Origin of the sequence: Kitasatospora sp. NPDC127111, assembly GCF_042677465.1 — a bacterium.
Classification (GTDB): domain Bacteria; phylum Actinomycetota; class Actinomycetes; order Streptomycetales; family Streptomycetaceae; genus Kitasatospora.
This window is the reverse complement of sequence record NZ_JBHXTG010000065.1, coordinates 45,764-52,944: the sequence shown is the minus strand read 5'-3', so window position 1 is coordinate 52,944 and position 7,181 is coordinate 45,764. Positions and strand designations below refer to the sequence as shown.

6 protein-coding genes are annotated in these 7,181 nt (G+C 73.8%); 4 read left to right on the top strand and 2 right to left on the bottom strand.

Annotated features, from left to right (window positions below):
* Positions 1–202: 202 nt before the first annotated feature.
* The gene (locus ACFVHB_RS30840; protein ID WP_380328782.1) at positions 203–1,570 is read right to left on the bottom strand and encodes a serine hydrolase domain-containing protein; all 1,368 of its coding nucleotides are present in this window, start codon (positions 1,568–1,570) and stop codon (positions 203–205) included.
* A gap of 318 nt (positions 1,571–1,888) precedes the next feature.
* Here ACFVHB_RS30840 and nhaA point away from each other — a divergent pair, with 318 nt between their 5' ends.
* From nhaA to ACFVHB_RS30820, 4 genes are all read left to right on the top strand, one after another.
* Positions 1,889–3,436, top strand: coding sequence for a Na+/H+ antiporter NhaA (nhaA, locus tag ACFVHB_RS30835; RefSeq protein ID WP_380328780.1), 1,548 nt, complete (start codon positions 1,889–1,891; stop codon positions 3,434–3,436).
* Positions 3,437–3,619: 183 nt separating this feature from the next.
* The gene (locus ACFVHB_RS30830) at positions 3,620–4,096 is read left to right on the top strand and encodes a phage holin family protein (RefSeq protein WP_380328778.1); all 477 of its coding nucleotides are present in this window, start codon (positions 3,620–3,622) and stop codon (positions 4,094–4,096) included.
* 213 nt (positions 4,097–4,309) lie between these two features.
* Entirely contained in the window at positions 4,310–5,368 is a 1,059-nt protein-coding gene (locus ACFVHB_RS30825) for an alpha/beta fold hydrolase (protein WP_380328776.1), read from the top strand.
* A 171-nt stretch (positions 5,369–5,539) separates the two neighbouring features.
* Positions 5,540–5,749 carry a hypothetical protein gene (locus tag ACFVHB_RS30820; RefSeq protein ID WP_380328774.1) on the top strand — a complete coding sequence of 70 codons (210 nt, stop codon included), beginning with the start codon at positions 5,540–5,542 and terminating at the stop codon, positions 5,747–5,749.
* 137 nt (positions 5,750–5,886) lie between these two features.
* Here the strand turns inward: ACFVHB_RS30820 and ACFVHB_RS30815 are convergent, their stop codons facing one another.
* On the bottom strand, positions 5,887–7,071 hold the full coding sequence (locus ACFVHB_RS30815) for a MarP family serine protease (RefSeq protein ID WP_380328772.1): 1,185 nt from the start codon (positions 7,069–7,071) through the stop codon (positions 5,887–5,889).
* Positions 7,072–7,181 lie beyond the last annotated feature (110 nt).

Below are 7,181 nucleotides of genomic sequence, written 5' to 3'. Positions count from 1 at the left end.
CATCGCCGAGGGCCGCGAGGTCGGCGACACCACCACCCTGGCCGACAGCACCGTGATGAACCTGATCCAGTCCCAGCTCCCGCCCACCGGAAGCCAGGGCTGACGCCCTGACAGCACGGTGCCCCGGGTGGTCGCGACCATCCGGGGCACCGCTGTCCGCGGCCGTCCGCAGCCGATGCCGCCGCGGCGGGCGCGGTCCGCGTCAGACCGCCATGGGCTCCCGGCGCTCCGCGACCAGCGTGCAGAGCGTGTCGTACGCGCTCCGCACGAAGCCCCGACCGCGCCGCGGCGGTGTGCCGGACATCACCGCCAGCCCCACCCGCGCACGGGGGCTGAACCCGACGAAGGTGGTGCACCCCCGGGTGGCGCCCGCGTGGTAGATCACCTCGTCGGCGCTCTCACCGGACCCCTCGTCAGCCACCTCTCCGGCCTCCCCCTCTCCGGCCACCGCCCCACCCCGAACCGACCCGAACGGGACGGACCCGAACGGAACCGGCTCGAACAGACCTGGCCCGAAGGGGACGGACCCGAACGGGATCGACTCGACCGGCGACCCCGCCGAGAGTGCCCTCGCCGAGAGCGCCCCCACCGAAGACGCCCCGGCCGCAAGCGCATCGCCCTGAGGCGCGTCACACCGGAGCGCGTCGCCCGGGCGCGCCCCGACCGGGACCGAGCGGTGGTTCCAGCCGAGGCAGATCCGCGGCCCGCCGCGCCGGCGGCCGGCGCGCGGGCGCCGGACCTCGCCGAGCGCCGTCCGCAGGGCGTCGGTGTCGGCACGCGCGGGGAGCGGGACGGCGTCCAGTGCGACGTGCGCCTGCAGGTAGCGGAGCATGTCGTCCGCCGTGGAGCGCAGCGCGGCCGCGCCGGGCAGCGCGGGCAGTCGGAAGGACGGGACGTGCCGGCCGCGCCGGTAGCCGGCGGCGTCCTCGCGGCCGGGGCCGCAGGAGGTGTCCACCAGGCCGAGCGGTCGGCAGACCCGGGCCTCCAGCAGGTCGTCGTAGCGCTGACCGGCCGCGTTGGCCAGCAGCAGGCCGAGCAGCCCGCAGCCGAGGTTGGAGTAGCGCACCTGTACGCCCGGGGTCCCGCGCACGGGTGTCCGGGGCAGTGCCCTGAGCAGGTGGGCCGGTCCGAAGGTGGCGTACGGGTGGGTGAACCAGCGGGGGGCCAGCGCGGGCAGCAGCCCGACCGGGAGCCGGGGCAGACCCGAGGTGTGGGTGGCCAGGTGGAGCAGGGTGATCGGCCGCTCGTGGGGGTACCCGGGGGCGGCGTCGGCCGGCAGGTAGCGGTCGATCGGGTCGTCGTAGCCGACCTCGCCGCGGGCGGCCATCTCGGCGAGCAGCAGGCCGGTGAAGGTCTTGGTGACGGAGCCGAGTTCGAACCTGGTGTCGGCCCGGACGGGCAGTTCACTGGAGCGGTCGGAGTGGCCGCGGCAGGCGACGGTCCGTTCGTCGCCGCGGATCACCACGACGGCGGCGCCGCCACCGGGGGCGGCGGCGTGGAACAACGGGCGGAGCAGGCGCTCCAGATCCGGGCCCGGCTCCTGGGCCGGGCGGGGGGCCGAACCGTTCATCGGGCCGCGCTCCGAAGGGGCGGACGGAGTGGTAAGAGGGGCGGTCTGGGCATGGGGCTTCCTTCACGACGCAAGGGGGACAACGCAAGGGGGGCAACGCAAGGCGCGTTGCCGTGCGGTCGACGCAGTGGGCATGGAAATCCGCCCCGTCCGGACGGGGCGGTGCCTGCGATCGACGATAGGGAGGCGTTCACCCGTCTGCATGCGGCCGGCTCCGTTCGGGTGCCGGCGGGTGCCACGTGCGGAGGGAGGAGAGGCCGCCGAGGCTTAAGTCCTGAAATATGGCAATCAGGATGTCTCACTGTGCGACCGGCTAGAATGTCAAAGACGCATCAAGATCCCGCGGACCGCCTCAAGCCCCTTGAGGACTCGCGAGGTCCCGCGTCACAGGGCGCGCCGGGAAGTCTGGTCGGCACTGCACCACGGGTGCATCCGTACACCGTTCCCCGCCCCAGGAGGTCACGCGTGGCCAGCCAGCCGCCCGTCAACGAGCCGACGACCCGACGCCGCCAGCTCCTCGGCAGGCTGTCCCTCCCTGAGCGCACCTTCATCACCGACGCGCTGCGCACCGAGACGGTCGGCGGCGTCCTGCTGCTCGTCGCCGCCGTGGCGGCGCTGATCTGGGCCAACGTCTGGCCGGACGCGTACGAGAGCGTCCTCGACTACACCGTCGGGCCGTCCACCCCGCTCCACCTGGACCTCACCCTGGACGCCTGGGCCAAGGACGGGCTGCTGACGATCTTCTTCTTCGTGGCCGGCATCGAGCTCAAGCGCGAGTTCGTGGCGGGCGAGCTGCGCAGCCCGAGTGCCGCGGTGCTGCCCGTCATGGCCGCGGTCTGCGGCGTCGCGCTGCCGGCGATCCTCTTCGCCGTGACCAACTCCGGCAGCGGCGGGCACCCGGGCGGCTGGGCGATCCCGACCGCGACCGACATCGCCTTCGCGCTCGGCGTGCTGGCCGTGGTGGGCAGTCACCTGCCGTCCGCGCTGCGCGCCTTCCTGCTCACCCTCGCCGTGGTGGACGACCTGATCGCGATCCTGATCATCGCGATCTTCTACAGCTCCGGCATCAAGTTCTGGGCGCTCGGGCTGGCCTTCGCCGGCCTGGTGCTGTTCTGGTTCCTGCACCGGCGCGGGGTGCACGGCTGGTACCTGTACGTGCCGCTGGCCTTCGTCATCTGGGCGCTGATGCACGAGAGCGGCGTGCACGCCACGGTGGCGGGCGTCGCGATGGGTCTGATCCTGCGCTGCCACCGGGTCGGCGACGAGGAGCAGTCCCCGGGCGAGCACATCGAGCACCTGGTCCGCCCGCTCTCGGCCGGACTGGCCGTCCCCGTCTTCGCACTGTTCGCCGCCGGGGTGACCATCTCGGGGCCGGCGCTGGGCGAGGTGTTCACCCAGGCCACCCCGCTCGGAATCATCCTCGGCCTGCTGGTCGGCAAGACGGCCGGCATCTTCGGCGGCACCTGGCTGGTCGCCCGCTTCACCCGCGCCGAGCTGAGCCCGCAGCTCACGTGGGCCGACATGTTCGCCGTCTCGGTACTCGCCGGCATCGGCTTCACCGTCTCCCTGCTGATCAGCGAGCTGGCCTTCACGGACGACCCGGCACTGGCCGACCTGTCCAAGACGGCCGTGCTCGTGGGCTCGCTGCTCTGCGCGCTGGTCGCCACCGTGCTGCTCAAGCTGCGCAACCGGCACTACCGCGAGCTGTGCGAGGAGGAGGACCGCGACCTCGACGCCGACGGCGTCCCCGACGTCTACCAGCAGGACGACCCGGCCTGGCGGGCCCGGACGGCGAAGCCGGTCAACCGCCCGGCGAACAGCGTCACCGACGGCCCGGACGGACCTCCGCCCGGCACGCACCGCTGACGGCCCGGCCCCTCCGTAGGAGAACACTTCCCTCCGGCGGGGCCCCGGAGTGGTGTGCGACTGACCGCTGGGGGCATGATTCTGAGCTGTCGACAGTCCACTGACGCCTCCGGGCCCCCTCCGGCACCCGGAACCACACCGCACGGCGGCGTCATGCCGCACAGCCGCAGAGGAGAACAGCTGATGCCCGCAGGAGCCGCAGACCCGTCCAGCAACGGCCGGGCGCCCTACGAGGGCGAGCGTTCGGTGGGGCAGTTGTTCGCCGCGGCCACCGCCGACCTGTCCGCCCTGGTCCACGACGAGATCGCGCTCGCGAAGGCCGAGCTGCGCGCGGACGTCAAGCGCGGCGTCTCCGGCGGTGTCTCACTGACGGTCGCCGGTGTGGTGGCCCTGGCCGCCGTGCCGATGCTGAGCGCCGCGGCGGCGTACGGAATCCACGCGCTGGGCCTCTCGCTCGGCTGGTCGTTCCTGATCGTGGCCGGCGCCTACCTGCTGCTCGCGGCGATCCTCGGGCTGCTGGCGCTGCGCTCGTTCAAGCGGATCGAGAAGCCGGTCCGCACCATCGAGGGCGCCCAGAAGACCGCCGACGTGCTGAAGAACGCCCGTCCGCGCCCCGCCACCCAGGAGGAGATCGACCGCGCCCTGGGCCGCATCCCGTAGCCCCGCGCCGCGGCGTCGTACGGTCCGGAGCACGGCGTCCCGCGGTCCGCGGCACGGCGTCCCGTGGTCCTGAACGGCAGCCCCGGGGCGCCCCGGCCGGGGTGGCCCGGCGGCACGCCGGGCGGTACACCCGGCGGCAGTCCGTGGCGTCCGGACGCACCGAGAACGAGTGCCGGGCGCGTGTCCGGCGTACGGATGTGACACGCTCTCGGTATGCCGCTCGACCAGAAGCCCCTGCCCGCGCAGCCGTCCGCCGACTCCGGACCCGACCGCACGGGCGGTCAGGACGCCGTTGACGAGACCGCCGGCGCCGCCGGGGCCGCGACCGGGGGCGCCGCGGACGACGCCCGGGAACCGGTGGCTGGGCCGGGCGCCTGGGACGTCCGGCAGGCGGGCCCCTGGACGCACCGCGACCTCGCGGCCAACGGCGCCCGGTTCCACATCGCCGAGCTGGGCACGGGCCCGCTGGTGCTGCTGGTGCACGGCTGGCCCGAGTACTGGTGGGCCTGGCGCCACCAGCTGACCGCGCTCGCCGAGGCCGGCTACCGGGCCGTCGCGCTCGACCTGCGGGGCATCGGCGGCAGCGACCGCACCCCGCGCGGTTACGACCCCGGCAACCTCGCGCTGGACGTCACCGGCGTGATCCGCTCGCTCGGCGAGAACCGGGCCCACCTGGTCGGGCACGCCTCCGGCGGCACGCTGGCCTGGGTGGCGGCGGTGATGCGTCCGTCGGTGATCCAGAGCCTCACCGTGGTCTCCGCCGCGCACCCCCGTGACCTGCGCCGGGCGCTGCTGACCGACCGGCGCCAGATGGCCGCCTTCGAGCACGTGCTGGGCTTCCAGCGGCCGTGGATACCGGAACGCCGGCTGGTGGCCGACGACGCCGCGCTGGTCGGCCGCTACCTGGACGCCTGGACCGGCCGCAACCAGCTGGACCGGACGGCGGTGGCCGCGTACCGGCAGGCGATCCAGATCCCCAGCACCGCGCACTGCTCGATCGAGCCGTACCGCTGGCTGCTGCGGTCGATGGCCCGCCCGGACGGCATCCAGTTCGCGCGCCGGATGAAGAAGCCGATCACCGCGCCGACCCTGCACGTCCAGGGAGCCTCGGACCCGGTGCTGCTGTCGCACACCGCACTCGGCGGCGGGGAGTACGTGGCGGCGCCGTACCGCTGGCGGCTGATGCCCGGGATCGGGCACTTCCCGCACGAGGAGGCGCCGGAGGAGTTCACCGCGGAGCTGCTGGACTGGATCGGCCGGCACAAGGACTGAGCCCCGGGGCCCGCGGCCGGTCCGGCGTCCAGCGTCCAGCGTCCAATGGTCCGACGGTCCGGGACCTGGGACCCAACTCCCTTCATGTTCTGCTCATATGACAAACGCATAGGACAAGTTGCCGCCCGCCGGAGCGGTTACGCCGACCGGCCCAGGGGCATCCATTGCGGTATGACCTGGATGCCCGATCGCGGCGGCGCTCCGCGCGGCCGACGCCACAACAGCTCGCAGAGGTCCGGCCACCGCCCCGACTGGGCGGACGACCTCGGGTACGACGGCGTGGACCGCCGTCAGCGGTCGGCGCAGCGGCAGCTCGGCATCCCGCGCATCCTCGGCCGCCGCGCCCGCTGGGTGGGCGCCCGGCTGCGCCGCGAGACCTGAGGGCCCGCGCCACCCGCCGCCGGGGCGCGGCGCGCCGGCCGGAGACGCGCTCCGTCCAGAGCTCGTCCAGAGCCCGTCCAGAGCCCGTCCGTTCCCGCCCCCGGACCCGCCCCCGGCCTGCCCCGGGCCCGCTCCGATCAGAGCGCGCAGCCCTGGGTGTCCACCCGGCCGCTCGCGGTGCTGCCCTGGACGGCGTCCTCGCGCACCTCGGCGGCGGTCAGCACGTAACCGGTGTCCGCGCTGTCCAGCGACTTCGCGAAGACCACGCCGAACACCTGGCCGTCCGGGGTGAGCAGCGGTCCGCCGCTGTTGCCCTGGCGGACCAGCGAACGCACCGAGTAGACGTCGCGAACCACCGCGCCGCGGTGGTAGATGTCCGGGCCGTTGGCCTGGATCCGGCCGCGGATGCGGGCCGGCTGGACGTTGAAGGCGCCGTTCTCGGGGAAGCCCGCCACGATCGCGCTGTCGTTGGTCTTCGCCTCGCCCGCGAAGGACAGCGCGGGCGCGTTGAGCTTGGGCACGTCCAGGATCGCGATGTCGCGCTGCCAGTCGTAGCGGACCACGGTCGCGTCGTACAGCTGGCCGGCGCCGCCGATCTGCACGGTGGGCTCGTCCACGCCGCCGACCACGTGGGCGTTGGTCATCACCCGGTGCGGGGCGTAGACGAAGCCGCTGCCCTCCAGGGTCTTGTTGCAGGCGGTCGCGGTGCCGACCACCTTGACCAGGCTCTGCTTCGCCTTGGCCACCGCCGGGCTCGCGGCCAGCGCCTGGTCGGGCAGGTCGACCTGGGTGATCGGCTCGTGCTCGAAGGGGTTGAAGACCTGCGGGAAGCCGTTGCGGGCGAGCACCTTGGAGAAGTCGGAGAACCAGTTCGGCGCGTCCGAGGGCAGGGCGTCCTGGACGGCCCCGAGCACCGTGGAGCTGCGGACCTGCTTGGAGACGGTCGGCAGGGACGTGCCGGCGAGCGCCGAACCGATCAGCCAGGCCACCAGCAGCATCGAGATCACGTTGACCACCGCGCCGCCGGCCGCGTCCAGCGCCCTGGCCGGGCGTTTGTCGATGTGACCGCGGAGCTTCCAGCCGAAGTGCGTGGTGATCGCCTGGCCGACCGCCGCCAGCACGATGACCACCACCACGGCGATCACCGAGGCGGTGGTGCCGGGGCTGAGGTGGTCGAGCAGCAGCGGCAGGAGTTGGACGGCGATCAGGCCGCCGCCGAGGAAGCCGAGGACCGACATGACGCCGACCACGAAGCCCTGCCGGTAACCCGACACGGCGAAACCGACGGCGGCGGCGATGAGCAGCAGATCCAGGACGTTCACCCGGACACCCTCCCACGACCGGCCGGGCCACCGCGCAAACGTCCTGGTGGGAGCCCGGGCACACCGACGGGCGGACGGCCGGACGGGCAGCCGGACGGACACCTGGGCGG